Raw genomic sequence first — 25,069 nt, 5'->3', positions numbered from 1 at the left:
TATTGTAAAAGTGGGGGTATTGCATAGCAGGGTCAAGTCTGACATTCCCGAGTAAATTGGTCAACTATTTACTTGACTGATTTAGTCGGGTATTTAACCTTCAGTGCCATTTTTTTATCGTGGCGTTTGTACCTGTTGTCGGGTGCGGCGTAAACACTTTATCCGACCAGGGGTTCAGTACAATGTAGGCCTGACAAGACGCGTTAAGCGCCGCATCAGGCAACCTCGGTTATTCGGCCTTGTTACCTTTATTCTGCTGCTCAATAGAAGCCAGAATCCCGCGCAGGATATTCAACTCCTGGCTTTCCGGGCGCGCACGGGTAAACAGACGACGCAGCTTATTCATCACCTGCCCCGGATGGTTTTCACGGATAAAGCCGGTTGCCAGCAGCGTTTGTTCAAGATGACCGTAAAAACGTTCCAGATCATCGACCAGCGGATACGGCGTCTCGTCATGTTCAACCTGCTCGCTGTTCTCCTGAGTCGCCAGCCAGGCCATGCGCACTTCATAGGCAATAACCTGAACAGCCATCGCCAGGTTCAGCGAACTGTATTCCGGGTTAGCGGCAATGGCGACATGATAATGGCACTTTTGCAACTCTTCATTGGTCAAGCCAACGCGCTCACGACCAAAAACCAGTGCCACCGGCGTATTTGCCGCTTCAGCGACGCTTTTCAAACCGCATTCGCGCGGGTCGAGCATCGGCCATGGCAGCGTGCGGGAACGTGCGCTGGTGCCAACCACCAGGCTACAACCGGCTAACGCTTCGTCGAGCGTATCGACAATGTGAGCATTACCAATCACGTCGCTGGCCCCTGCTGCCAGAGCAATCGCCTGGGAGTCAGGTTTCACTAGTGGATTAACCAGCCACAGATTGGTTAATCCCATTGTTTTCATGGCACGGGCAACAGAACCCATATTGCCGGTGTGTGACGTCTCCACCAGCACAATTCGAATATTTTGCAGCATTGTCTTTCTTCATCTAAAGATTATTCACGCATCTTATCATAAAACGAAGACAGATGCCGATCTCGCTGCTATACTCTGCGCCGTTTTCCCGTTCTTTAACATCCAGTGAGAGAGACCGATGCATCCGATGCTGAACATCGCCGTGCGCGCAGCGCGCAAGGCGGGTAATTTAATTGCCAAAAACTATGAAACCCCGGACGCTGTAGAAGCGAGCCAGAAAGGCAGTAACGATTTCGTGACCAACGTAGATAAAGCTGCCGAAGCGGTGATTATCGACACGATTCGTAAATCTTACCCACAGCACACCATCATCACCGAAGAAAGCGGTGAACTTGAAGGTACCGATCAGGATGTTCAATGGGTTATCGATCCACTGGATGGCACTACCAACTTTATCAAACGCCTGCCGCACTTCGCGGTATCTATTGCCGTTCGTATCAAAGGCCGCACTGAAGTTGCTGTGGTTTATGATCCTATGCGTAACGAACTGTTCACCGCGACTCGCGGTCAGGGCGCACAGCTGAACGGCTACCGTCTGCGCGGCAGCACCGCTCGCGATCTCGACGGTACTATTCTGGCGACCGGCTTCCCGTTCAAAGCAAAACAGTACGCTACCACTTACATCAACATCGTCGGCAAACTGTTCAACGAATGTGCAGACTTCCGTCGTACTGGTTCTGCGGCGCTGGATCTGGCTTACGTTGCCGCAGGTCGTGTTGACGGTTTCTTTGAAATCGGTCTGCGTCCGTGGGATTTCGCCGCAGGTGAGCTACTGGTTCGTGAAGCGGGCGGCATCGTCAGCGACTTCACCGGTGGTCATAACTACATGCTGACCGGTAACATCGTTGCCGGTAACCCGCGCGTTGTTAAAGCCATGCTGGCGAACATGCGTGACGAGTTAAGCGACGCCCTGAAGCGTTAATTTCTCTGGCGGGTGATTTCTCTCACCCGCCCTCGCCTTTCAGGCGCTATTCCGAAATGCTTCCTCACTGCTTTACTTTCTTTCGTCACTCTCCCACCATCTTTCCCCGATTAATGGATGATAAAGAAGTCGCAAGGAAAGGTTATGGCACTGCCAGTGAACACACGCGTTCTCAAAATTCTGCTTATTCTCTTTGTTGTTGCCTTCTGCGTTTATTTAGTGCCGCGCGTTGCCATCAACTTCTTCTATTATCCCGACGACAAAATTTACGGTCCCGACCCCTGGTCGGCGGAATCCGTCGAATTTACAGCTAAGGACGGTACTCGTCTGCAAGGCTGGTTTATCCCTTCTTCGACAGGCCCCGCTGACAACGCCATCGCAACCATCATTCATGCTCACGGCAATGCCGGAAATATGTCCGCCCACTGGCCGCTGGTCAGTTGGTTACCTGAGCGTAATTTCAACGTTTTTATGTTTGATTATCGCGGGTTTGGTAAATCAAAAGGCACGCCGTCTCAGGCCGGATTGCTGGACGATACGCTAAGTGCCATCAATGTGGTGCGCCATCGCAGTGATGTAAACCCACAACGACTGGTACTGTTCGGGCAGAGTATTGGCGGGGCGAATATTCTTGATGTTGTTGGTCAGGGTGATCGTGAGGGCATACGTGCAGTGATCCTCGACTCCACATTTGCCTCTTATGCAACCATTGCCAACCAGATGATCCCCGGCAGTGGCTACTTACTTGATGAGAGTTACAGCGGCGAAAATTACATCGCCAGCGTCAGCCCGATCCCAGTTTTACTCATTCACGGTAAGGCCGATCACGTTATCCCATGGCAGCACAGCCAAAAGTTGTATGATCTGGCAAAAGAGCCAAAACGTTTAATCTTAATCCCTGACGGCGAACACATTGATGCTTTTTCCGATCGTCACGGTGATGTTTATCGCGAACAAATAGTGGATTTTATCCTTAGCACGTTGAATCCGCACAACTAACCCATGATCGCTAGCACGATAATCATTCACAAATCCACCTTTAGACGAGCTAATACACTGGTAAGAACGGTTTAAGATGAGAAAAATTCTGTGACGCTTGCCAACATTTCTGATGATTAGCATTCCCTTCGCCATTTCCCTGGGCAAACTTTAGCTATTCTTATCAATTATGCTTATGGGAGATCTACAGATGATGCCTACGCTTGCTTCACCATCTGTCCTTTCGGCTCCCCAGCGCCGCTGCCAGATCTTGCTGACACTCTTTCAGCCGGGGTTGACCGCCACCACGGCAACTTTCAGCGAGCTTAATGGTGTGGATGATGATATTGCCAGTCTTGATATCAGCGAAACAGGACGGGAGATCCTGCGCTATCATCAACTCACACTGACTACTGGTTATGACGGTAGCTACCGGGTTGAAGGCACAGTGCTTAACCAACGTTTGTGTTTATTTCACTGGCTACGACGTGGTTTCCGTCTGTGTCCGTCATTTATTACCAGCCATTTCACCCCCGCCCTGAAGAGTGAACTGAAGCGGCGCGGAATTGCGCGTAACTTTTACGACGATACCAATCTACAAGCGTTAGTGAATCTCTGCTCCCGACGGCTGCAAAAACGCTTTGAAACGCGCGATATTCATTTCCTGTGTCTGTATCTGCAATATTGCTTGCTGCAACACCACGCTGGCATTACGCCTCAGTTTAATCCGCTCCAACGTCGCTGGGCAGAATCCTGCCTGGAATTTCAGGTAGCGCAGGAAATTGGACGCCACTGGCAGCGTCGGGCGCTTCAGCCTGTACCGCCTGATGAGCCACTATTTATGGCATTACTTTTTTCCATGTTGCGAGTTCCCGATCCAATTCGGGATGCGCATCAGCGGGACAGACAATTGCGTCAGTCTATCAAACGTCTGGTAAACCATTTTCGTGAGCTGGGAAATGTTCGTTTTTATGATGAACAGGGGTTATGCGATCAGCTTTATACTCACCTCGCCCAGGCGTTAAATCGCAGTTTGTTTGCCATCGGTATTGATAACACCCTGCCAGAAGAGTTCTCCAGACTGTACCCACGCCTGGTGCGCACCACCCGCGCGGCGCTGACCGGATTTGAAAGTGAATACAGCGTCCATCTTTCTGATGAGGAAAGCGGTCTGGTCGCGGTGATTTTCGGTGCCTGGCTAATGCAGGAAAACGACCTGCATGAAAAACAGATTATTCTACTGACCGGGAATGATAGCGAGCGTGAAGCGCAGATTGAGCAGCAGTTACGTGAACTAACGTTACTGCCGCTCAACATTAAGCATATGTCGGTAAAAGCATTTTTGCAGAGAGGTGCTCCACGCGGCGCGGCACTGATTATTGCGCCTTACACCACGCCGTTACCGCTCTTTTCACCACCGCTGATCTACACAGATCTGACGCTGACAACACACCAACAGGATCAGATCCGCAAAATGCTCGAATCAGCATGAGGGAACAACTTTCGGGCGCAAGAACATTGCCGGAAGCGCCACCAGCGCCATCACCCAGAACACGCCGTGGCCCAGATATTGATACAGGAAACCGGCGAAGACGGTCATGATGGCGATACTACCGCCCATTGCAACGGCAGAGTAAACCGCCTGCAAACGAATGACTTCGCTACCCTGGCGGGCGGCAATATAACGCATGGCCGCCAGGTGGCAGACCGTGAAGGTGCCGCAATGCAGAATTTGCACTACTATCAACCACGGCAACGCCGTCGTTGCTCCCATAATTCCCCAGCGCATTACGCCGCTAATCGCCGAGATCAGCAGCATATCGCGTGCACTACAACGGCGGAAAAGTTTATTACTCAGCGCAAAAATAATGACTTCCGCCACCACGCCCAGCGACCACAAATAGCCCACCGCTGAAGCAGAATACCCAGCTGCCTGCCAGTAAATAGCGCTAAAACCGTAATAAGCTGCATGCGCTCCCTGTAATAAACAAACGCAGGCCAGAAAGCGCCAGTTCTGGCGGACCAGTGTCAGCCAGGCTGGCCCTCCCGTGCTCTCCTGCTGACGGCTAGCCCCTTGTGGCTGAATCGTTGGACGAATGAGAAATCCGAGCAGCATGGACGCCACGCCCAACGTCAACAGCGCGAGGATCACCCGATAATCCAACATACTGACCAGTTTACCTGTCAGCGCCGAGCCAATGACAAACGCCACCGAGCCCCACAGTCGCACTTTGCCGTAATCAAGCGGGAACTGTTTTTGCCATGTATTCGCCAGTGCATCGGTCAACGGTACCAGCGGTGAGAAAAAGAGGTTAAAGCCAATCATCACCACCATCAACCACGCTACATGCGCCCCCGCCCAGAAGGCGACAGCAAAGAGAAGTGTCAGCAGTGCCAGTACGCGCAAGGCGGAAATCAGGCGGGAAGGATCGCTAACGCGGGGCGCGATGATCAAACTCCCGAGAAAACGGGCAACCAGACCAGCCCCCAATAACAGGCCGATAGTTTCTGGCGTTAAGCCAATCCCCTTAAGCCAGACGCTCCAGAAAGGTAGAAAAATGCCGTAACTAAAAAAGTATGTGAAATAACCGAGCGCCAACCAGCGCGTGGATTGCAAAACCATGAGTCCCTCCCGTCAGGAGGCGTTAGTCTGGGGTTAATCGAATGTTGGTGCAAGTTGAAAAATAAGAATATTCGAGCCTGCTTCCCGATGTCTGTAACGCCTGTTCGCAAGCACTAAAAAAGCTGCGCCCCACAACGCACCTTGCAAAATTATTGCGTATTTATGCCGTTACGCTTGCCAAACGTTCCTGCACAATGGCGATGAAATCGCGTAATGCCGGTTTCATTTCGCCTTTCTTCCACGCCATTAGTAGGGCAATGGAAGGCACATTTCCGGCAATTGGCCGAAATACCACCTGCCCGGTATTAAAATTATTCATATAACCGGGTATCAAAGTTACGCCAAGCCCCATCCCCACCAAATTCATCGTTACCAGAATATTGGTTGCCACCTGGACGATATTCGGCTGGCTGTTTTCTTGCGCAAACCACTCCTTAACGATCGGCGCAAGCGAACCGGAATACGCCGGATCGGTACTAACGAAATTCACGCCATCCAGCTGCGCGGCGGTGATCTCTTTTTCTTGTGCTAAAGGATGATCAACCGGCAACACCACCACTAATGGTTCGTCAAAAAGTTCCAGATAATCAATCTCCGGGCTATAAACAGGATGGCGCATTAAGCCGACATCCAGTTCACCACGGCGAATTTTTTCTTCCTGTTCCGTGGTAATTAAACTCACCAATTCGATCAAAGTTTCTGGCTGTTTCAGTCGGAACATGGGCAATACTTTTGGCAGTAAATTCACTTCCGCCGATGGCACAAAACCGATGATTAAATGCTTATCTTCCTGAACAATTTTCCGCGCCCGTTGTTTGGCCTTTTCCGCTTGTTCCAGGATTGCCTGCGCGTCCTGGAGAAAACATTCTCCCGCCGCCGTCAACGCGACTTTACGTTTATCACGTACCAGTAGCGGAACACCAACACAGTTTTCGAGATCGCGGATCTGGCTGCTTAACGAAGGCTGTGAGGTATGCAGTTTTTCCGCCGCACGGGTAAAGTTCAGTGCCTGCGCCACTGCGACGAAATAGCGTAAATGCCGTAGTTCCATCACCTTCCCCTTGTTATCGAAAAAACGTCTCAGTTGGTAGAAATTAACTATTTCACATATCAGCAACCAACCAGCAACATCCTTATGGCACAAAAATAGAAGGTCAATACATCTTATCTTTCAGGATTAAAAAATATGACCACACCCTCAGATTTGAACATTTACCAACTGATTGACACCCAAAACGGTCGGGTTACTCCGCGTATTTATACCGACCCGGATATTTACCAACTGGAGCTTGAGCGCATTTTCGGTCGTTGCTGGCTGTTTCTCGCTCATGAAAGCCAGATCCCTAAACCCGGTGATTTTTTTAACACCTACATGGGAGAAGATGCGGTTGTCGTGGTGCGCCAGAAAGACGGCAGCATCAAGGCGTTTCTCAACCAATGCCGCCACCGGGCCATGCGTGTGAGTTATGCCGATTGCGGCAACACTCGCGCCTTTACCTGCCCGTATCATGGCTGGTCTTATGGTATTAACGGCGAGTTGATTGATGTACCGCTGGAACCTCGCGCCTACCCACAAGGGCTGTGTAAATCCCACTGGGGGTTAAACGAAGTTCCCTGTGTGGAGAGTTATAAGGGGCTGATTTTTGGCAACTGGGATACCTCCGCGCCGGGCCTGCGTGATTACCTGGGTGACATTGCCTGGTATCTAGATGGCATGCTGGATCGTCGCGAAGGCGGTACCGAAATTGTCGGCGGCGTACAGAAGTGGGTGATCAACTGCAACTGGAAATTCCCGGCAGAGCAGTTCGCCAGTGACCAGTATCACGCCCTGTTCAGCCATGCTTCTGCCGTACAGGTATTAGGGGCGAAAGATGATGGCAGCGATAAGCGTCTCGGCGATGGACAAACCGCCCGCCCGGTATGGGAAACCGCTAAAGATGCCCTACAATTCGGTCAGGACGGACACGGTAGCGGTTTCTTCTTTACCGAAAAGCCAGACGCCAATGTCTGGGTCGATGGTGCAGTTTCCAGCTATTACCGCGAAACCTACGCCGAAGCAGAACAGCGTTTAGGCGAAGTTCGCGCCCTACGCCTGGCAGGTCATAACAACATATTCCCCACACTTTCCTGGCTCAACGGCACTGCCACACTCCGCGTCTGGCATCCGCGCGGCCCTGATCAAGTTGAAGTGTGGGCGTTCTGTATTACTGACAAAGCCGCCTCTGATGAAGTTAAAGCCGCTTTTGAAAACAGCGCCACCCGCGCTTTTGGTCCTGCTGGTTTTCTTGAGCAGGATGACTCGGAGAACTGGTGTGAAATTCAGAAATTGCTGAAAGGCCACCGCGCCCGCAACAGTAAACTTTGTCTGGAAATGGGGCTTGGTCAGGAAAAACGTCGCGACGACGGCATTCCAGGCATTACAAACTATATCTTCTCAGAAACGGCCGCCCGAGGAATGTATCAACGCTGGGCCGATCTCCTGAGCAGCGAAAGCTGGCAGGAAGTGCTCGATAAAACCGCCGCATACCAGCAGGAGGTGATGAAATGAGTGCGCAGGTTTCACTGGAGTTACATCACCGCATTAGCCAGTTTCTCTATCACGAAGCCAGTCTGCTGGATGACTGGAAATTTCGTGACTGGCTGGCGCAGCTCGACAAAGAGATTCGTTACACCATGCGCACCACGGTTAACGCGCAAACGCGTGACCGCCGCAAAGGCGTTCAGCCACCGACAACCTGGATTTTTAATGACACCAAAGACCAGCTGGAGCGGCGAATCGCGCGTCTGGAAACGGGCATGGCCTGGGCGGAAGAGCCGCCGTCGCGCACCCGTCACTTAATCAGCAACTGCCAGGTAAGCGAAACCGACACCCCAGACGTGTTTGCTGTTCGGGTAAATTATCTGCTTTATCGGGCACAAAAAGAGCGCGATGAAACGTTCTATGTCGGGACTCGTTTTGACAAAGTTCGTCGTCTGGAAGATGGCAACTGGCGCTTGCTGGAACGGGATATCGTCCTGGATCAAGCGGTGATCACGTCCCATAACCTGAGTGTACTGTTCTGATGAATCGAATTTATGCGTGTCCCGTTGCGGATGTGCCGGAGGGTGAGGCTCTCCGGATCGATACCTCGCCCGTCATCGCCCTGTTCAACGTTGGCGGCGAGTTTTATGCCATTAACGATCGTTGCAGCCATGGTAATGCGTCGATGTCAGAAGGGTATCTGGAAGATGATGCTACGGTAGAGTGCCCACTGCACGCCGCCAGTTTTTGCCTGAAAACGGGGAAAGCGTTATGCCTGCCCGCCACCGATCCGCTAACCACTTATCCAGTACACGTTGAAGGTGGTGATATCTTCATCGACTTACCGGAGGCGCAGCCATGAGCGATCTGCATAACGAGTCCATCTTTATTACTGGTGGCGGATCGGGATTAGGACTGGCACTGGTCGAGCGATTTATCGAAGAAGGTGCGCAGGTTGCCACGCTGGAACTGTCGGCGGCAAAAGTCGCCAGTCTGCGTCAGCGATTTGGCGAACATATTCTGGCGGTGGAAGGTAACGTGACCTGCTATGCCGATTATCAACGCGCGGTCGATCAGATCCTGACTCGTTCTGGCAAGCTGGATTGTTTTATCGGCAATGCGGGCATCTGGGATCACAATGCCTCACTGGTTAATACTCCCGCAGAGACGCTCGAAACCGGCTTCCACGAGCTGTTTAACGTCAACGTACTCGGTTACCTGCTGGGCGCAAAAGCCTGCGCTCCGGCGTTAATCGCCAGTGAAGGCAGCATGATTTTCACACTGTCAAATGCCGCCTGGTATCCCGGCGGCGGTGGCCCGCTGTACACCGCCAGTAAACATGCCGCAACCGGACTTATTCGCCAACTGGCTTATGAACTGGCACCGAAAGTGCGGGTGAATGGCGTCGGCCCGTGTGGTATGGCCAGCGACCTGCGCGGCCCACAGGCGCTCGGGCAAAGTGAAACCTCGATAATGCAGTCTCTGACGCCGGAGAAAATTGCCGCCATATTACCGCTGCAATTTTTCCCGCAACCGGCGGATTTTACGGGTCCGTATGTGATGTTGGCATCGCGGCGCAATAATCGCGCATTAAGCGGTGTGATGATCAACGCTGATGCAGGTTTAGCGATTCGCGGCATTCGCCACGTAGCGGCTGGGCTGGATCTTTAAGGAAGTACGATGAAAGAAAAAACGATCATTATTGTCGGTGGCGGGCAAGCGGCGGCAATGGCTGCGGCCTCGCTACGCCAGCAAGGGTTCACCGGTGAGCTGCATCTGTTTTCCGATGAGCAACATCTTCCTTATGAACGCCCCCCGCTCTCGAAATCCATGTTGCTGGAAGATTCCCCGCAGTTACAGCAGGTGTTACCCGCTCACTGGTGGCAGGAAAACAATGTTCATCTGCATTCCGGTGTAACCATCAAATCGCTGGGCCGCGACACAAGAGAGTTAGTGTTAACCAACGGCGAAAGTTGGCACTGGGATCAGCTGTTTATGGCAACCGGCGCGGCAGCCCGACCGCTGCCATTGCTTGATGCACTGGGAGAACGCTGCTTTACCCTGCGCCATGCCGGCGATGCCGCCAGACTGCGAGAAGTTCTGCAGCCCGAACGGTCAGTCGTGATTGTCGGTGCCGGAACTATTGGTCTGGAACTGGCTGCCAGCGCCACGCAGCGTGGATGTAAGGTGACAGTGATTGAACTGGCGGTAACCGTCATGGGCCGTAATGCACCACCACCCGTGCAACACTATCTTTTACAGCGCCATCAGCAGGCTGGTGTGCGCATTCTGCTCAATAATGCCATTGAACATGTGGTCGATGGTGAAAAAGTAGAACTGACGCTGCAAAGTGGCGAAACGCTTCAGGCCGATGTGGTGATTTACGGTATTGGTATCAGCGCCAACGACCAACTGGCTCGCGAGGCCAACCTTGATACTGCCAATGGTATTGTCATTGATGAAGCTTGCCGCACCTGCGATCCCGCGATCTTTGCCGGTGGCGATGTGGCAATCACCCGTCTTGATAATGGTGCACTACACCGCTGCGAAAGCTGGGAAAACGCCAATAACCAGGCGCAAATTGCCGCTGCCGCAATGTTGGGGCTACCGCTTCCGCGACTGCCGCCGCCGTGGTTCTGGAGCGATCAGTACAGTGATAACTTACAGTTTATTGGCGATATGCGTGGCGATGACTGGATTTGTCGTGGCAACCCGGAAACTCAGAAGGCGATTTGGTTTAATCTGCAAAACGGCGTGCTTATCGGTGCGGTAACACTGAATCAGGGCCGTGAGATTCGCCCAATCCGCAAATGGATCCAGAGCGGCAAAACGTTTGATGCGAAACTGCTGATAGATGAGGACATCGCGCTTAAATCACTGTAACCAGGATAATTAGCGAATATCTCAACGCCTGGGGCGTGGCGAGGTACCAGAGTGTGTATTACGTTTAAATCACATTATCTTGCAAAGGGATTGGTTATGAACACACTACGTTATTTTGATTTTGGTGCTGCCCGCCCCGTTTTGTTATTAATTGCCCGTATCGCCGTGGTCTTAATTTTCATTATTTTTGGTTTTCCCAAAATGATGGGCTTTGACGGTACGGTCCAATATATGGCCTCGCTGGGCGCGCCAATGCCGATGCTGGCAGCGATTATTGCGGTAGTTATGGAAGTGCCCGCCGCGATTTTAATCGTACTTGGCTTTTTCACCCGTCCGCTGGCGGTGCTGTTTATTTTCTACACGCTGGGTACGGCGGTGATTGGTCACCATTACTGGGATATGACCGGCGATGCGGTTGGGCCAAATATGATTAATTTCTGGAAGAATGTCAGTATCGCTGGCGCATTCCTGCTGTTGGCAATTACCGGGCCGGGGGCAATTTCTCTCGATCGGCGTTAAAAACATGCCGGATGCGGCGTGAACGCCTTATCCGGCATTTTATAAATTACAGTAACGCAATCCGCAACGACATCTCTGACGTTATTGATTCCCCCGGAGCAAGCGCAATGAGGTCACCTCCTTCCGGACGATGATGGTCATCCGGCGCATGGCTCATCGGTTCCAGACAGAAGAAATCAAACGCATATCCTTTATCAAACGCCGGATCGGAAACAAAGATGAAATAACATGGTGCAGGCGGCGTCGTTTCCATGATGATGGCATAACCCTCCTGCGGCTGCTCAATGCGGGCCTGACCATTCCATCCGGCAAAGCCATTGTTCACCCACTGGTGCGGCAACGGCGCGAGCTGGTTGAAATCCAGCTCCTGCGGTAGCTGCTCGCAAAACTCACCCGCCAGCCACTGCTCCCGCTCCAGCCAGTAACCGCTCGCCTGCGCCTGAATCCGCGTTTGTGGTGACAACGGAAAATAAGGATGCCAGCCGGTACCAAATGGCAGCGTCTCTGTCCCTTGGTTGGTGACAGAGAGCGTCACCGTCAGCGTATCTGCCGTTAAATGAAACGCCTGACTTACCCGATACTGATAAATACCTGTGCGATGTTCATATACCAGACACAAGCTTTCATCGCTGCGCGAGACACATTGCCACTCGCCCAGCCAGCCGTCGCCGTGCAGATAGTGCGCATCCCATTCAATATTCGGTTGCAGTTGATACTCACGCCCCTGCCAGACAAAATGGTTGCCGCTCACCCGGTTTGCAAACGGCACCAGCGGAAAACAAGAGGCATCGGTTGCCACACCGCTTTTTTTACCGGGACGTAAGAGCGGCGTCACGTCACGCCAGAAGCCTTCGATGACGCCGCCCCGGTCAGAAACGTCCAGCTTTAGCGGCCCGTGAGATAAGGTATAGATGGTCATCCGCTGACTCCTTAATCCGGGAAGTTAATCACAACTTTCCCGCATTTGCCGCTCGCCATCAGCGCATAGGCATCAGCTGCCTGTTCCAGCGTGAAGCGGTGGGTAATGGCGTTACGCGGCCACAGTTTCCAGTCAGTCAAATCATGGGCACATTTTTCCATATGGAACAAACTGGTCACCCAGGAGCCAATAATCCGCCGTTGATGGTGCATCAGGTCGGCGCTAACCTCGAACTCGACTTTTCCGGTTTCTCCGATGTAAACCACGCGTCCCCAGTCAGCGGTGGATTGCAAAGCCAGTAAGCGACCTGCGGCATTACCGGAACAATCGAGCGCAACATCCGCGCCGCCGTGGGTAAGTTCGGCGATAATCTGCGGCAGACCTTCAGTGGTTGCTAAATAACCATGATCCATCACCCCTAACTGTTTCGCCATCGCCAGACGTTCCGGCAGCATATCAACGCCGATGATCCTTTTTGCACCGCGACCTTTCGCCAGCATCATCGCCATCATGCCGACCGGCCCCAGACCGACCACCAGCACGTTATCACTGCCGGAAACTTCGCCACGCAAAATCCCTTCATACGCTGTGCCAACGCCACAACTGATAAACGCACCATCTTCGTAGCTCAACGCATCCGGCAGGAGGATCAGATCTTTTTCTTCCGCCAGCAGATATTCAGCATGACCGCCGTCACGCTGCCAGCCGTAAGCAGCTTTTCCTTCGCCAGTACAAGAGATAGGAAAACCGTGACGGCAGTTCGGGCAAAAACCACAGCCAGAAATGTGATACACCAGCACGCGGTCGCCCTCTTTAAAATGGCGACAACCTTGCCCCATCGCCACAATTTGCCCGCACGGTTCATGACCGTTGATAAATCCCTGGTATAACGGTTTATCGGGAGCCGCCGCTGTGGCGCGGTGTTGATGATAGATATAGTGGACATCGCTTCCGCAAATCCCGGAGGATTTCATTTTAATCAGTACCTGGTTAATCCCCGGTGTCGGCACCGCAACTTCCCGCAGATCGACGGTCGAATTTCCTGGTAAATAAGCTGCCAGCATCGTTTTCATAATTCCCTCATTAACAATACGATTAATTTTCATCCCTGCCGCACCCGCGCCAGGGGCGTTAAGGTTTAGCGTTTCGCTTTACTGCTTCGCTGGGTCAGCAAGATATTCGCCAGAACCGCCACCACGATGATGACGCCGCGCACCACCTGCTGGAAAAAAGAGTTAATCCCGAGCAACACCAGACCGTTACCGATTAGCGTAATCACCAGCACACCAAGCAACGTACCGAACAAGGAACCGCGACCGCCGGAAAGTGCCGTACCGCCGACCACGACCGCAGCGATGACGTCAAACTCCAGACCGTTTGCGGCACCTGCGTTACCAGAACCGAGGCGCGCCGCCAACAAAATGCCGGTCACCGCCGCTAATAATCCCGAAAGGGTAAAAATAAGAATGCGTACCCGACGAACGTTAATACCGCACAACTGCGCCGCCGTGGCATTACCGCCAACAGCAAAAACCGAGCGCCCGAAGGCGGTTTTGCGGCTAATGAACACAAACAGCGCAAACAACACCATCATGATCAGCGCGGATACTGGCACACCGAGAAATTGTCCCCCCAGCCAGTCCAGTACCTCGTTTTCGTCAATCGGCACTGGCAGGGCGTTAGTCATAAACAGCCCCATTCCGCGCAGGGCGCTCCACAGCCCCAGCGTGGCAACGAAACTTGGCACGTTAAACACGCCGCGCAGTACCCCGGCGAGCGTTCCCATCAGCGCCCCTAACAGCAACACCAGCAGACAAGCAATCGCCAGCGGAACCTCAAATTGCAGCAAAAATGCCAGGCACACCGAGACAAAAGCCACCATCGGTCCAACGCTGACATCAATTTCACCGGAGATAATAATCAGCGTCATCGCCCAGGCGGCAATCCCAATGGTGGCGGCATCGCGCAGCACGTTCATCTGGTTATTCAATGAGATAAAACCCGGCGCGTTCAGAGAGAAGACCAGATAAAGAATGGCAATCACCACCAGCAAACCGATCTCATTAATATGGCGACTGACAAATTGTTTGAGCGAGACGCTCTTGCCCTGCGGCAATGATAATGACGAAGCAGACATCTTCAGGTTCCTCGGTAAAATTCATCAGTGCACAGACAGAATGGCGGACATCAGCTCATCCACATTGACCGGCGAGTGAAACTCCTGCGAGAACGTGCCGTGCTGTAACAACAGGATGCGGTCGCACACCAGCGGCAACTCCTCCACTTCACTGGAGATAAACACCACGCTTTTCCCTTCGGCAGCCAGCTCGCGGACAATACGGTAAATCTGCTGTTTGGCTTCGATATCGACGCCGCGCGTTGGCTCGTCGAGCAATAAAATCTGGCTGGCGGCATAGACCCAACGACCGATCACCACTTTTTGCTGATTGCCGCCAGAAAGCGTGCCAATAGGCGTTTCGCTACTGGCTGCCTTGACCGTCATCCGCTGCATCACCTCTTCGGTCAGGCGGCGGATGGTGGACCATTGCAGCACACCGTTGGCGCTGATTTTTTGCCGATTGGTCAGTACCGTATTTTCGTCAACGCCCAGCCAGGGAATGATCCCCGCTTCTTTGCGGTTTTCTGGCGTATAGCCAATACCGCGTTTCAGCATCTCGCCGTAATCGGGGCGCGTGATTTTCTCGCCGTTGATAACAATTTCGCCCTGTTCATACGTCTCCAGCCCAACAATCGCCTTCAGCAATTCACTGCGCCCTGCCCCCAGCAGGCCAGCAATGCCGAGCACTTCGCCACGACGCAGGGAAAAACTGATCTCCGTAAGTTTTGGTCTGTGGCGTAACGCGCGAACTTCCAGTACGGTCTGGTCCGCAATCTCCTGAGCTACAACCGGTGCAAGATCAACGTGATCGCGCCCGAGCATCAGCGACACAATATGACGGGTTGAGGTGTTTTCGAGCATCACATCGCCCGCCACCTGACCATCGCGCATAACGGTGGCACAGGAGGCAATGCGGCGAATTTCTTCCATCCGGTGGCTGACATAAATCACCGCCACGCCCAGTGCTGACATTTTTTTCACGGCGCTGATTACCAGTTCAACTTCCGTACTGGCAAGCGAGCTGGTGGGTTCATCAAGAATGACCACGCGCGGCTCGCCTTTCATCACCCGCGCAATTTCCACCAGTTGCTTTTGCGCCGGGCTTAGTGTCGAAACAAGTTGTTCAGGGCTAACATCGACGCCCAGCGCCTGCAAGCAACGTTGGGCGTCCTGCGCCATTTGCAGGTAATCAATCATGCCGTTGCGGCGGGGCCACTGACCGAGGCAGAGGTTTTCCGCCACTGTCAGCCCTTCCACCAGACTTAATTCCTGATAAACCGCGCGTACCCCCAGTTCAGCGGCACGGCGAGTCAGCGTAGCTTCGTCACCTTCCAGTCGCGTCTCGCCAATCCAGATATCACCGCTATCCGGACGTTCGCTACCGGTAAGCATTCGAATGAGGGTCGATTTTCCCGCACCGTTTTTGCCTAACAGCGCGCGAACTTCGCCTTTATTGAGCGTAAAGTTAACGTTATCCAGCGCAACGACACCGGGGTAACGCTTATTTCCTGCCACCACTTTTGCTACCGGAACTGCCTCTGTTGCCGTGAACATAGGGACCTCTGCGAATCAGCTATTAGGGCAGACCATCAACGTGCGTTGCCAGCCACTGTTTACCGTCTTCCGTTTTGGTATAGAGATCGATTGGCACCTGAATCACTTTTTCACCGTCGGCTTGTTTATTGATAACCTTCAATGTTTGCGCGAAAACAGCATTGCCCATTTTCTTACCGGAAATATCCACTACCGCTTTCAGCACCTGGTTATTTTCCAGTTCCTGTGCAATTTCAGTGGTCATATCCGAACCGAAAACGGCAATTTTTCCAGCCTGATTTTGATTACGTACCGCTTTTACCGCGCCGAGTGTCGCTCCACCCGATTCCCCCATAATGGCGTTGAGATCTGGCGTGGAGATAATCAGTTTTTCACCAACAGAAATCGCTTTATCTAAAACAGTCCCTTCCTGATTAGCGACAATTTTCGCGCCGGGAACGCGGGCTTTTAATACTTCTTCAAACCCTTTACGTCGTTGCACACAAACTTCAAAGGCTTCGCAATTGATGACAGCAATTTTCGGCTGGTCAATTTTGTTAGCAATAAAATAATCGGCGGCAGCGTTACCCAGTTTTTTACCAAATTCCAGCGGATCGCCAACCAGATATGCCGAGACATATTTATCGACACCCTTTTGATTAATACAGGTGTTGTAGCAAATCACCGGAATACCCGCCTCACTGGCGCGGCGAACGGTGCGGCTACTGCCATTTTCAGACACTGCCGACAAAATAATGGCATCGACATTACGCGCCACGAGGGTATCAACAAAGGTACTTTCTTTCGAAATATCGCCCTGGGCGTTAGTTTCAATTAACTGTACGTGTACTGAAGAATCTTTTGCCGCATCCTGAACGCCCTGGCGCACTCCAGCGTAATATCCCTGGGTATCAAGGTATATTGCGCCAATGGTCATTTCTTTATCCGCAGCGTTGGCAAATAGTGTGCTACCTAATAGCGTAGCCATTAATAATAGATTACGGGTTGTTCTCATTTTTTTAGGCATAGTGCCTCCTGTAGGGTTTTTATTTACAACGGCTTATTTTAATTATTTGAGCGTGAGCGGCAGCGCGTGCCGCTCAAATATTACAGTTAATAAGGTTTAGTGAACGCGGTTAAAAATAAAAGGCATCACGGTGGTGAATAATGCCGCTTTCGGCCAGGCCGGATTAATCGCCGTCAATTCAGCGCGAGCAGATTCGTATTGCGCAATCTCGCCTAATCCCGCGGCCGCCAGCATCGCCACCATCAGGCATTTTTCTTTATGTTGCTGTTGTAAATCGCCATACAGCGATAACAAGTCAGGTTGCGAGACGGCAAAGAAATCCGCTTCGATACTGGTTTTTGCCATCTCTTGCGCCCACTGTTTCATTTCACTAAACAGTTGCTGTGCGGTTTTTTGTTCGCCCAGTAATCGCAACGCCATCCCTTGCCAGAAGAGATAATCAACCGGTTGATCGTTGTAATAACTGTGAATGTTAATGGTGCGATCGCCAGTCGCCGCCAGACGTAAACAGCGCGTTGCTGCAGTTTCATCGCCCTGGGCTTTGGCACATATCGCCTGCCAGAACCAGATGTCGTTGTCAGTTTGCCCCGGTAAACGGCCTTCGCTTAAATTCTCCGGATAGTGCAGCGCGGCATGAAGCAGTTCGCTGGCCTGCTGCAGTTGTCTGGCATCAAGGTGTTGCCAGGCGCGTAACAACTGGTTGAGGATAAACTGACTGGTGACTTTCCCTTCTCCGCCTTCCCACGGATGGAATTTACGCGTGGCGAGAATGTCTGCCGCTTTGTCCGCCTGACCAGTGAGATGCCACAAATTGAGCAATTCTGCGGTCATGTCGTCGCGTTTCAGAGCAATTTCCAGATTATTTTCCAGACGAGCCAGTCGTTTCTCCGGTGCGGCTCCGGTTAGCTTATCCAGCAAATCCCGTTCAAAAAGCAGACGAGCATCCTGCGGCGCAAGCTGATAAGCACTATCAAGATAACGCGCGGCCAGTTCATAATCATGCTGCTTATTCCACGCATGGATTGCCAGCCCACGCCAGCCGTCGGCAAACTCCGGCGACATCTCAACGCAACGTTGCCATAAGGCAATTGCTTTGCCGTAGCTGCGCTTGTTGTAGTAGAAACAGGCCAGTAAATGCCGGGCAAACCAGCACTCTTCAATACTCTCCAGCGCCGCAACCTCTTCCAGCGTATTAGGGAAACGGACAAACTGCGGGAAAACATCAATGGCTTTTGCGACCAGTTCGCCGCGTTCAGCTTTCGGCAGCAAGCTGGCTTGCAGGTAAAGCGGTAGCGTGCGCTGACAGTCCAGTGCGTTCAGCATCTCTGCCGCCAGAGCGGGCATGCCCCAGTTAATCAGTTGCCCGGCGGTCATCAGGGCGTTAACGTCGCGTCCCTGACACAGACCTCGCCACTGTACGAGGGCAGATTCGCTACAACCATCGAACCAGTTCAGCCACCACAGAGTGGCGTTCAGCGGATAATCACGCAGCAACTTCTCTCGCTGCAAACGCGCGTTGTCCTGACGACCACTTAACACCAGCAGCAGGTTATGCAGGCAAAGCACTTCCTGATTGGTTGGGCAGGCGCGAAGACTTTGTTGGCAAAAATCCAGACCAGCGTCAAAGTTACCATTACGCGCAGCCAGCCGTGCCAGACCATAATAGCCACCCGCTTTACTGTTGCCGCTCCAGACCGCACGCCAGAAATCCTCTTCGGCTTGTTGATATTGCCCCTGACGTTCGTAAGCACTGGCGCGAATTAAACTCGCCTGTCCGCACTGCGGGTTTTTGTTCAACGCATGTGCGCGTTTCAGCGCCTGAGTGGCATACGCCACCGTTTGCGGGAAGTCGGCGCGGTTATATTCCAGCATCGCCAACGCCAGGTTACAGCGATAATCCAGCGGGTCCAGCGCCACGCCGCGCAGGTAGTAATCGAAGGGGGAACGGCTGGCATGATGATATTGCTCCAGATGCTGCCCGATAAACCAGGCTTCATCTGTACTGGTAATCTCTTGTGCTGCCAGTGGCGCTTTGGCGACGTCCGGCAACGGCAACTCTTGTGGCTGATGTTCCTGATAACTCAGTACGATATTGCCATCGGCATCGGAGAGTTCAATGGTTAGTCTGTCAGGATTGATACCATGCAACACGCCCTGAATGGCGTTCGCTGGTGTCAGAGCCACGGCATCGTCGAGTAACGCGTTGCATCTGCCGATTTCGCGGATCGCCAGCCGGTATCCGTTCAACGGGGAGATGGCATACAGCCCCCACTCAATCCCCCGCTCGCTACGCTGGAGTTTAATCACCGCATCGCGGGAGGCGTTTTGCACCATGCCCAGAGAATGATAAGGCAGGAAATACTGCTCGAAACGCTTCTCTTCGTAAGCATCAAGCCAGGTAAAATCGGGCTGGTTATCGGCAAAAATCCCCGTCATCAGTTCGATATACGGGCCGTTATTGTCGGTCAGGCTCTTATCCCACGCCTGGCCGAATTCACTGTGTCCCCAGCTCCACTGTTTTTTACCTGGCGCGATGTGGTGGTTGGCAACGTGTAGCAAACCGCCATCTTCATCGTGACACCATGCGCCAACAAAATCGTACTGCGATTTTTCGGCCATATACGAAGTCGGCACTGGCACATTTTTATAGCGAGAAATATCCACTCCGGCGGAGTAGTCCACTTTGTAGTAAGTGCCGGTAGCGATAGGGAAAGCTGAAACAGCCCGTTTGCCGTGATCAAACACCGCCGTTACATCCGGCGGGAAAACGCTCTGATGCCCTTCGCCACCTTTCACTGCCGGGTTGGCCCACCACAAGAAATGACGCGGCGTGGCATTGCCGTTATAGACGCGGCTGGCAATCTCCAGCGCCGCCTGGTCAGGGCGTAGTGTGAAACCGGTCATCACCTGTAAACCGTGCATCGGCTCCGTTTCGCCGACCCACACCGTCTGTGCGCCGTCTTCATGGGCTTCGATGGTGAAATCAACGGGCATAAAGGTAGTCGGGCGATGGTGTTGTGGCCAGTTAAACTCAATCCCGCCCGAAATCCACGGCCCCAATAGCCCTACCAGCGCCGGTTTAATCACCTCATTGTGATAGACAAAATCGCGCTGTTTCACTTTATCCCAAGCGCGATGCACCCGACCGCCCAACTCCGGCAGGATCATCACTTTGATATAGTCGTTTTCCAGCCACACCGCTTGCCAGGATTTCAGGACTTTCTGCTCGCTCAGCGTATCGGTCACGCCGTAGGGATAAACCGCGCCGGACGATCCCTGATAAACGCGATTTTCCAGGAACATAGGGTGTATATCCTGCGGCCCGGTTTCATAAGTCGGGATCTCAACGCGCTCTTGCCACACTTTTACTGGAGTCATGGTGCCCTCAATATTAACAAGACATAATGAATTAAAAGATTTGTGGCAGTGTATTGAACAATCTGGCAATGTTTTCGCGGAATAATCACGCAATTAACTAAACAAGGTTTAGTGAATATGAGAGCCTGCATTAACAATCAACAGATCCGCCACCATAACAAATGCGTGATTCTGGAACTGCTGTACCGGCAAAAGCGCGCCAATAAATCAACGCTGGCCCGGCTGGCGCAAATTTCAATTCCAGCGGTCAGTAATATTTTGCAGGAGCTGGAAAGCGAAAAACGGGTGGTGAATATCGACGATGAAAGCCAGACGCGCGGGCACAGTAGCGGTACATGGCTGATCGCGCCGGAAGGTGACTGGACGCTGTGCCTGAACGTAACGCCCACCAGCATTGAGTGTCAGGTCGCTAATGCCTGTTTAAGTCCGAAAGGCGAATTTGAGTATTTTCAGATTGATGCACCGACACCGCAGGCTCTGTTGTCCGAAATCGAAAAATGCTGGCATCGTCATCGTAAACTGTGGCCGGACCGTACTATCAACCTGGCGCTGGCAATCCACGGTCAGGTTGATCCAGTGACTGGCGTGTCGCAAACCATGCCGCAAGCGCCGTGGACAACGCCGGTTGAGGTGAAGTATCTGCTGGAAGAGAAGCTGGGCATTCGGGTGATGGTCGATAATGACTGCGTGATGCTGGCGCTTGCGGAGAAATGGCAAAATAATTCGCAGGGCCGGGATTTCTGCGTGATCAACGTTGATTACGGTATTGGCTCGTCGTTCGTGATTAACGAGCAAATTTATCGCGGCAGTTTGTATGGTAGCGGACAGATTGGTCACACCATCGTTAATCCGGATGGCGTCGCCTGCGACTGTGGACGTTATGGCTGCCTGGAAACCGTCGCCTCGTTAAGCGCATTAAAAAAACAGGCGCGAGTATGGCTAAAATCACAACCGGTTAATACTCAGCTTGATCCTGAAAAATTGACAACCGCACAATTAATCGCTGCCTGGCAGAGTGGAGAACCGTGGATCACCAGCTGGGTTGACCGCAGTGCCAACGCCATTGGTTTGAGTCTGTATAACTTCCTGAATATCCTCAATATTAATCAGATTTGGCTGTATGGTCGCAGCTGCGCCTTTGGTGAGAACTGGCTTAATTCCATTATTCGCCAGACAGGATTTAACCCGTTCGACCGTGACGAAGGACCGAGCGTGAAAGCGACACAGATTGGCTTTGGGCAATTAAGCCGCGCACAACAGGTGATGGGGATTGGCTATTTGTATGTTGAGGCGCAGTTACGACAGATTTGATGGCGCGATAACGTAACAAGGCTTCCCGAAGAAAGCCTTGATGATCACAAACGAAAAATTGCCTGATGCGCTACGCTTATCAGGCCTACACGGAGATTGCAATATCTTGAATTTGCAATAATTTGTAGGCCGGATAAGGCGTTCACGCCGCATTCGGCATGAACAACGAGCACATTGTCAGCAAATCACCGTTTCGCTTATGCGTAAACCGGGTAACGTGAGCAGATGTCGAGAACTTTACCTTTGATGCGCTCGATAACGGCTTCATCATTGATGCTGTCCAGCACGTCACACATCCAGCCAGCCAGTTCTTTCGCTTCGGCTTCTTTAAAGCCACGACGTGTAATCGCCGGAGTACCCACGCGAATACCGGAGGTTACAAACGGGCTCTTCGGATCGTTCGGTACGCTGTTTTTGTTGACGGTGATGTTAGCACGGCCCAGAGCGGCGTCAGCTTCTTTACCGGTCAGGTTTTTATCAACCAGATCAACCAGGAACAGGTGGTTATCAGTACCGCCGGAAACCACTTTGTAGCCGCGCTCCAGGAATACTTCTACCATCGCTTTAGCGTTTTTCGCGACCTGCTGTTGGTAAGTTTTGAACTCAGGTTCCATCGCTTCTTTCAGAGCAACCGCTTTACCAGCGATTACGTGCATCAACGGGCCGCCCTGACCACCAGGGAAAACGGCAGAGTTCAGTTTTTTGTACAGTTCTTCGCTACCGCCTTTCGCCAGGATCAGGCCGCCGCGCGGACCCGCCAGGGTTTTGTGAGTGGTGGTAGTCACTACGTGAGCATGAGGAACCGGGTTCGGGTAGACGCCAGCAGCGACCAGTCCCGCAACGTGCGCCATATCAACGAACAGGTAAGCACCGATGCTGTCAGCGATTTCACGCATTTTCGCCCAGTCAACCACGCCGGAATATGCAGAGAAGCCACCGATGATCATTTTCGGCTTGTGTTCTTTGGCTTGTTTTTCCAGATCGGCGTAGTCGATATGACCGGTAGCATCGATACCGTAAGGAACGATGTTGTACAGTTTACCGGAGAAGTTAACCGGAGAACCGTGAGTCAGGTGACCGCCATGCGCCAGGTTCATCCCCAGAACGGTGTCGCCGGGTTCCAGCAGCGCGGTGTAGACCGCAAAGTTCGCCTGGGAGCCGGAGTGCGGCTGGACGTTAGCGTAGTCAGCGCCGAACAGTTCTTTCGCGCGATCGATCGCCAGTTGTTCAACGATATCAACATACTCGCAACCGCCGTAGTAGCGTTTGCCCGGATAACCTTCAGCATATTTGTTGGTCAGCTGAGAACCCTGCGCCTGCATTACGCGCGGGCTGGTGTAGTTTTCGGAGGCGATCAGTTCGATGTGCTCTTCCTGACGTACTTTTTCCTGCTCCATAGCCTGCCACAGTTCGGCATCATAATCGGCAATGTTCATTTCACGCTTTAACATCCGCATCTCCTGACTCAGCTAACAATAAAATTTTCGGCCTTTATAGGCGGTCCTGTTGGACAACGGCGAACAGTATAACCGAATCATTGTGCGATAACAGGTCTTGACAAAGGAATTTACGCAAACGATTACCTTAAGGCTGCGCAAGGCTTTGGAGAATAAAGAGCTTGCAACCGTAAACGGATTTCTTTTCAGGTTTGTGATGCAAATTTTTCACTTCATCACATTCTTCATGAAAAACACCAAAGAACCATTTACATTGCAGGGCTATTTTTTATAAGATGCATTTGAGATACATCAATTAAGATGCAAAAAAAGGAAGACCATATGCTTGACGCTCAAACCATCGCTACAGTAAAAGCCACCATCCCTTTACTGGTGGAAACAGGGCCAAAGTTAACCGCCCATTTCTACGACCGTATGTTTACTCATAACCCAGAACTCAAAGAAATTTTTAACATGAGTAACCAGCGTAATGGCGATCAACGTGAAGCCCTGTTTAACGCTATTGCCGCCTACGCCAGCAATATTGAAAACCTGCCTGCGCTGTTACCAGCGGTAGAAAAAATCGCTCAGAAACACACCAGCTTCCAGATCAAACCGGAACAATACAATATCGTCGGTGAACACCTGTTGGCGACGCTGGACGAAATGTTCAGCCCGGGCCAGGAAGTACTGGACGCGTGGGGTAAAGCCTATGGCGTACTGGCTAATGTATTTATTAATCGCGAGGCGGAAATCTATAACGAAAACGCCAGCAAAGCCGGTGGCTGGGAAGGTACTCGCGATTTCCGCATTGTAGCTAAAACACCGCGCAGCACGCTTATCACCAGTTTCGAACTTGAGCCGGTGGACGGCGGCGCAGTGGCGGAATACCGTCCAGGGCAATATCTCGGCGTCTGGCTGAAGCCGGAAGGTTTCCCACATCAGGAAATTCGTCAGTACTCTTTGACGCGCAAACCGGATGGCAAAGGCTATCGTATTGCAGTGAAACGCGAAGAGGGTGGGCAGGTATCAAACTGGTTACACAATCACGCCAACGTTGGCGATGTCGTGAAACTGGTCGCTCCGGCAGGTGATTTCTTTATGGCTATCGCAGATGACACGCCGGTGACGTTAATCTCTGCAGGTGTCGGTCAAACACCAATGCTGGCAATGCTCGACACGCTGGCAAAAGCAGGTCATAGCGCTCAGGTAAACTGGTTCCATGCGGCAGAAAATGGCGATGTTCATGCCTTTGCCGATGAAGTTAAGGAACTGGGGCAAGCACTGCCACGCTTTACCGCGCACACCTGGTATCGTCAGCCGAGCGAAGCCGATCGCGCTAAAGGTCAGTTTGATAGTGAAGGTCTGATGGATTTGAGCAAACTGGAAGGTGCGTTCAGCGATCCGACAATGCAGTTCTATCTCTGCGGCCCGGTTGGCTTCATGCAGTTTGCCGCGAAACAGTTAGTGGACCTGGGTGTGAAACAGGAAAACATTCATTACGAATGCTTTGGCCCGCATAAAGTGCTGTGATTTGAGGTTGCCGGATGGAGACATCCGGCAACCCTGACGCGGTTTAAATTGCCGCGTCATCCTCTTCGCCAGTACGGATACGAATGACCCGTGCCACGTCAAAGACGAAAATTTTACCGTCACCGATTTTGCCGGTTTGCGCCGTGCGAATAATCGTATCTACGCAGATATCGACAATGTCGTCCGGCACGACAATCTCAATTTTCACTTTCGGCAGAAAATCCACCATATACTCCGCGCCGCGATACAGCTCGGTATGGCCTTTCTGGCGGCCAAAACCTTTCACCTCGGTGACCGTCATGCCGGTAATGCCGACTTCAGCCAGTGCTTCGCGGACATCGTCCAGCTTGAAGGGTTTAATAATCGCATCAATCTTTTTCATGCTATTCCTTGAAAA

The 25,069-nt window shown here is 52.3% G+C and carries 22 protein-coding genes; 11 read left to right on the top strand and 11 right to left on the bottom strand.

What is annotated here, in order from left to right; genetic code table 11:
- Window positions 1-229: 229 nt before the first annotated feature.
- Window positions 230-970, bottom strand: coding sequence for a tRNA (cytosine(32)/uridine(32)-2'-O)-methyltransferase TrmJ (gene trmJ, locus BEB42_RS10400; RefSeq protein WP_000940023.1), 741 nt, complete (start codon window positions 968-970; stop codon window positions 230-232).
- A 118-nt stretch (window positions 971-1,088) separates the two neighbouring features.
- Between trmJ and suhB the strand changes: the two genes are divergently transcribed.
- The 3 genes from suhB (at window position 1,089) to csiE (ending at window position 4,362) form a co-directional block, all read left to right on the top strand.
- The gene (gene suhB / locus BEB42_RS10395; protein ID WP_000553451.1) at window positions 1,089-1,892 is read left to right on the top strand and encodes an inositol-1-monophosphatase; all 804 of its coding nucleotides are present in this window, start codon (window positions 1,089-1,091) and stop codon (window positions 1,890-1,892) included.
- Between the two features lie 144 nt (window positions 1,893-2,036).
- A complete protein-coding gene (locus BEB42_RS10390; RefSeq protein ID WP_001353033.1) occupies window positions 2,037-2,891 on the top strand; it encodes an alpha/beta hydrolase in 855 nt (284 codons plus the stop codon).
- A gap of 190 nt (window positions 2,892-3,081) precedes the next feature.
- Window positions 3,082-4,362 carry a stationary phase inducible protein CsiE gene (csiE, locus tag BEB42_RS10385; protein WP_000983034.1) on the top strand — a complete coding sequence of 427 codons (1,281 nt, stop codon included), beginning with the start codon at window positions 3,082-3,084 and terminating at the stop codon, window positions 4,360-4,362.
- Here the strand turns inward: csiE and BEB42_RS10380 are convergent.
- Both BEB42_RS10380 and hcaR read right to left on the bottom strand, forming a co-directional pair.
- A complete protein-coding gene (locus BEB42_RS10380; protein WP_000244171.1) occupies window positions 4,354-5,493 on the bottom strand; it encodes a 3-phenylpropionate MFS transporter in 1,140 nt (379 codons plus the stop codon). The two genes, csiE and BEB42_RS10380, sit on opposite strands and share 9 nt — an antisense overlap.
- A gap of 160 nt (window positions 5,494-5,653) precedes the next feature.
- The gene (gene hcaR, locus BEB42_RS10370) at window positions 5,654-6,544 is read right to left on the bottom strand and encodes a DNA-binding transcriptional regulator HcaR (RefSeq protein WP_000423267.1); all 891 of its coding nucleotides are present in this window, start codon (window positions 6,542-6,544) and stop codon (window positions 5,654-5,656) included.
- Window positions 6,545-6,679: 135 nt separating this feature from the next.
- Here hcaR and hcaE point away from each other — a divergent pair, with 135 nt between their 5' ends.
- From hcaE to BEB42_RS10340, 6 genes are all read left to right on the top strand, one after another.
- Window positions 6,680-8,041: a 3-phenylpropionate/cinnamic acid dioxygenase subunit alpha gene (hcaE, locus tag BEB42_RS10365; protein ID WP_000211172.1), complete on the top strand. Its 1,362-nt coding sequence runs from the start codon at window positions 6,680-6,682 to the stop codon at window positions 8,039-8,041.
- Window positions 8,038-8,556 (top strand): 3-phenylpropionate/cinnamic acid dioxygenase subunit beta, encoded by a 519-nt coding sequence (hcaF, locus tag BEB42_RS10360; protein WP_001276084.1) that lies wholly within the window; start codon window positions 8,038-8,040, stop codon window positions 8,554-8,556. Before hcaE ends, hcaF begins: the two co-directional genes overlap by 4 nt.
- Window positions 8,556-8,876, top strand: a complete 321-nt coding sequence (locus BEB42_RS10355; RefSeq protein ID WP_001080102.1) for a bifunctional 3-phenylpropionate/cinnamic acid dioxygenase ferredoxin subunit — start codon at window positions 8,556-8,558, stop codon at window positions 8,874-8,876. Before hcaF ends, BEB42_RS10355 begins: the two co-directional genes overlap by 1 nt.
- Window positions 8,873-9,685, top strand: coding sequence for a 3-phenylpropionate-dihydrodiol/cinnamic acid-dihydrodiol dehydrogenase (hcaB, locus tag BEB42_RS10350; RefSeq protein WP_001281377.1), 813 nt, complete (start codon window positions 8,873-8,875; stop codon window positions 9,683-9,685). The genes BEB42_RS10355 and hcaB overlap by 4 nt, the downstream gene beginning before the upstream one ends.
- 9 nt (window positions 9,686-9,694) lie before the next feature.
- Window positions 9,695-10,897 carry a phenylpropionate dioxygenase ferredoxin reductase subunit gene (gene hcaD, locus BEB42_RS10345; RefSeq protein ID WP_105267357.1) on the top strand — a complete coding sequence of 401 codons (1,203 nt, stop codon included), beginning with the start codon at window positions 9,695-9,697 and terminating at the stop codon, window positions 10,895-10,897.
- A 96-nt stretch (window positions 10,898-10,993) separates the two neighbouring features.
- On the top strand, window positions 10,994-11,416 hold the full coding sequence (locus tag BEB42_RS10340; RefSeq protein ID WP_001094726.1) for a DoxX family protein: 423 nt from the start codon (window positions 10,994-10,996) through the stop codon (window positions 11,414-11,416).
- Window positions 11,417-11,462: 46 nt separating this feature from the next.
- Here BEB42_RS10340 and BEB42_RS10335 read toward each other — a convergent pair whose 3' ends face one another.
- From BEB42_RS10335 to BEB42_RS10310, 6 genes are all read right to left on the bottom strand, one after another.
- Window positions 11,463-12,335, bottom strand: coding sequence for an aldose 1-epimerase (locus BEB42_RS10335; protein ID WP_000158533.1), 873 nt, complete (start codon window positions 12,333-12,335; stop codon window positions 11,463-11,465).
- Window positions 12,336-12,346: 11 nt separating this feature from the next.
- Window positions 12,347-13,441 (bottom strand): zinc-dependent alcohol dehydrogenase family protein, encoded by a 1,095-nt coding sequence (locus BEB42_RS10330; protein ID WP_172954546.1) that lies wholly within the window; start codon window positions 13,439-13,441, stop codon window positions 12,347-12,349.
- A gap of 32 nt (window positions 13,442-13,473) precedes the next feature.
- Entirely contained in the window at window positions 13,474-14,472 is a 999-nt protein-coding gene (locus BEB42_RS10325) for an ABC transporter permease (RefSeq protein WP_001276688.1), read from the bottom strand.
- Between the two features lie 24 nt (window positions 14,473-14,496).
- Window positions 14,497-16,008 (bottom strand): sugar ABC transporter ATP-binding protein, encoded by a 1,512-nt coding sequence (locus tag BEB42_RS10320; RefSeq protein ID WP_000493492.1) that lies wholly within the window; start codon window positions 16,006-16,008, stop codon window positions 14,497-14,499.
- 22 nt (window positions 16,009-16,030) lie between these two features.
- Window positions 16,031-17,014 (bottom strand): substrate-binding domain-containing protein, encoded by a 984-nt coding sequence (locus BEB42_RS10315; protein ID WP_001124913.1) that lies wholly within the window; start codon window positions 17,012-17,014, stop codon window positions 16,031-16,033.
- A gap of 96 nt (window positions 17,015-17,110) precedes the next feature.
- On the bottom strand, window positions 17,111-20,392 hold the full coding sequence (locus tag BEB42_RS10310) for a DUF5107 domain-containing protein (protein WP_074500905.1): 3,282 nt from the start codon (window positions 20,390-20,392) through the stop codon (window positions 17,111-17,113).
- A 117-nt stretch (window positions 20,393-20,509) separates the two neighbouring features.
- Here BEB42_RS10310 and BEB42_RS10305 point away from each other — a divergent pair, with 117 nt between their 5' ends.
- Complete coding sequence (locus tag BEB42_RS10305; RefSeq protein ID WP_001353029.1) at window positions 20,510-21,703, top strand: ROK family protein; 1,194 nt, start codon at window positions 20,510-20,512, stop codon at window positions 21,701-21,703.
- 197 nt (window positions 21,704-21,900) lie between these two features.
- On the opposite strand, the gene glyA is transcribed toward BEB42_RS10305, so the two are convergent.
- Window positions 21,901-23,154, bottom strand: a complete 1,254-nt coding sequence (glyA, locus tag BEB42_RS10300; protein ID WP_000919161.1) for a serine hydroxymethyltransferase — start codon at window positions 23,152-23,154, stop codon at window positions 21,901-21,903.
- A gap of 327 nt (window positions 23,155-23,481) precedes the next feature.
- Here glyA and hmpA point away from each other — a divergent pair, with 327 nt between their 5' ends.
- A complete protein-coding gene (gene hmpA / locus BEB42_RS10295) occupies window positions 23,482-24,672 on the top strand; it encodes an NO-inducible flavohemoprotein (protein ID WP_000883135.1) in 1,191 nt (396 codons plus the stop codon).
- Between the two features lie 43 nt (window positions 24,673-24,715).
- On the opposite strand, the gene glnB is transcribed toward hmpA, so the two are convergent.
- Entirely contained in the window at window positions 24,716-25,054 is a 339-nt protein-coding gene (gene glnB, locus BEB42_RS10290; protein ID WP_000717691.1) for a nitrogen regulatory protein P-II, read from the bottom strand.
- Window positions 25,055-25,069 lie beyond the last annotated feature (15 nt).

Origin of the sequence: Escherichia sp. MOD1-EC5990 (assembly GCF_002965285.1) — a bacterium.
Lineage (GTDB): Bacteria > Pseudomonadota > Gammaproteobacteria > Enterobacterales > Enterobacteriaceae > Escherichia > Escherichia coli_F.
Note: the sequence above shows the minus strand (reverse complement) of the source record. Positions and strands in the feature narration are given on the sequence as shown.